Origin of the sequence: uncultured Campylobacter sp. (assembly GCF_937949835.1) — a bacterium.
GTDB lineage: Bacteria > Campylobacterota > Campylobacteria > Campylobacterales > Campylobacteraceae > Campylobacter_B.
Genome location: NZ_CALEDC010000026.1, coordinates 1 through 2,210, shown reverse-complemented (window position 1 = coordinate 2,210; position 2,210 = coordinate 1). Strand labels below are relative to the sequence as shown.

General features: G+C 56.1%; 2 protein-coding genes. Both read right to left on the bottom strand.

The window, feature by feature from the left end:
* The coding region (locus Q0256_RS00625) for a radical SAM protein (RefSeq protein ID WP_367271930.1) at positions 1-317 on the bottom strand (317 nt) is incomplete at its 3' end.
* On the bottom strand, positions 310-2,172 hold the full coding sequence (lepA, locus tag Q0256_RS00620) for a translation elongation factor 4 (RefSeq protein WP_297959073.1): 1,863 nt from the start codon (positions 2,170-2,172) through the stop codon (positions 310-312). The genes Q0256_RS00625 and lepA, both read right to left, overlap by 8 nt.
* Between the last annotated feature and the right edge of the window lie 38 nt (positions 2,173-2,210).

The following is a 2,210-nucleotide window of genomic DNA, read 5'->3' as shown; positions in this document are numbered from 1 at the left end:
GTGCCCGGGTTCGCCTCAACGGTGCACTCCACGGGCGTTCCTGCCGTTTCGATCAGTGTGTGCAGAATCCCCGTGAGAAGTGCGACAGGCAGTACGGTTGGCGTGCCGCCGCCAATGTAGACGGTCGTGACATCGCCCCGGCTCGCACGAAGCGGCGGCACCTCGCGCAGAATCTCTGCCGCGAGCGCCGCCGCATAGTCCTCCATCTCCGCCGCATTTCCATTTGCGGCAGAGACAAAGTCGCAGTATGCACATTTTTTCACGCAGTAGGGAATGTGGGCGTAGATGCCCCACGCTCCCTCACGCACGTTATTCATCAATTTTCAGCACCGCCATAAACGCTTCCTGCGGAAGCTCCACGCTGCCGACCGCCTTCATGCGCTTCTTGCCCTCTTTTTGCTTCTCGAGCAGCTTGCGCTTGCGCGTGATGTCGCCGCCGTAGCACTTGGCGGTCACGTTTTTGCCCATGGCACGGACGTTTTCGCGAGCTATGATCTTGTTGCCGATGCTAGCCTGGATAGCGACTTCAAAAAGCTGCCGCGGCACGATCTCCTTCATCGCTTTGACGAGGTCTCGCCCCTTGGATTCGGCTTTTGAGGCGGGTACGATGATCGATAGCGCATCGACCGCTTCGCCGGCGACGCGGATGTCGAGCTTTACGAGATCGCCGCGCCTGTAATCGATCGGCTCGTAATCGAAGCTCGCATATCCCTTGGTGCAGGACTTGAGCTTGTCGTAAAAGTCCATTATGATCTCGTTTGTAGGCACGTCGTATTCGAGCAGGACGCGCTCAGGCGTGATGTAGTCCATTTTGGTTTGGATGCCGCGGCGCAAATTTAAAAGGCTGATGAGATTGCCCAAAAACTCGCTCGGGGTGATGATCGTTGCCCTGACGTAGGGCTCCTCGATGCGCTCGATGAAATTTGGCGCGGGAAGCTCGCTGGGGCTGTGTATCCGCACGCACGAGCCGTCCGTGAGATACACGGCGTATGTGACGGTCGGCGCCGTGGCGATGAGATCGAGATCAAACTCGCGCTCGAGCCGCTCCTTTACGACCTCCATATGCAGTAGCCCCAAAAACCCGACGCGAAAGCCAAACCCTAGCGCCAGCGACGTTTCAGGCTCGTAGCTAAGCGAGCTGTCGTTTAGGCTGAGCTTATCCAAAGCGTCGCGCAGATCTTCAAATTTATCGGTCTGCACGGGATAGATGCCCGCAAACACGAAGGGCTTAGCCTTCTCAAAGCCGCCCACGGGCGCGGCGGCGCGATTTTTAAAAAGCGTGATCGTATCGCCCACCTGCACGTCAGCGACGTTTTTTAGCCCCATTACTACGATGCCCACTTCGCCGCTGCTAAGCTCGCGGGTTTTTGCGGGCGTGAGCGGGTTGGGATACATCAGATCAAGCACCTCGTGGCGGTTCTCACTACCCATGATATAGACCTCGTCGCCCTTTTTCAGCACGCCGTCGTAGAGCCTCGCAAGCGCGAGCGCGCCTAGGTAGTTATCAAACCAGCTGTCGTAGATGAGCGCCTTAAGCGGCGCGTCGTCGTCTGTTTTGGGCGCGGGGATGCGAGTGATTATCGCCTCTAAAAGCTCCTTGATGCCCGCGCCCGTCTTGGCGCTGACCTCGATCGCGCTGCTGCAATCAAGCCCGATGACGTGCTCGATCTCATCTTTTACGCGCTGCGGATCGGCGGCGGGCAGATCGATTTTATTGAGCACTATGACGTCTGCGGCCTTGATCTGCTCAAGCATTATTTTTGATCTGCCCCGCTCTTTTAAAAAATTCGCCCCATCTACGACGGTGACGATGGCGCATAGATTGACCGCGTCTTTTATCTCGTTTAGCTCGCTTAAGATATTGAAAGGGTTGGCGACGCCCGTGGTTTCAAGCACGATGCTATCGGGCTTTTTGGGCTTAAGCTGCGAAATCGCGAGCTTGATCTGCCCCGCCATAGAGCAGCAAACGCACCCCTCGTCAATCTCTACGAGCGCGTATTTGGCGTCCAGCAGTGCGCCGTCGAGGCCGATTTTGCCGATCTCGTTTTGGATGATGCCGGTAAATCTATTTTGCGCCGTTTCGTGCTCGATGAAATTTTGAATAAATTTAGTCTTGCCCGAGCCCAGATAGCCGGTGATGATGAAAAAATTCGGCCGCTCGCCGCCTTGCATAAAAATTTGCTTTTTATCTTCCTTGGCTAAACGTAGCA

Bases quoted from the DNA above. Each gene is read 5' to 3' on its own strand.
- lepA (WP_297959073.1), bottom strand. From the start codon at position 2,172: ATGCAAGGCGGCGAGCGGCCGAATTTTTTCATCATCACCGGCTATCTG.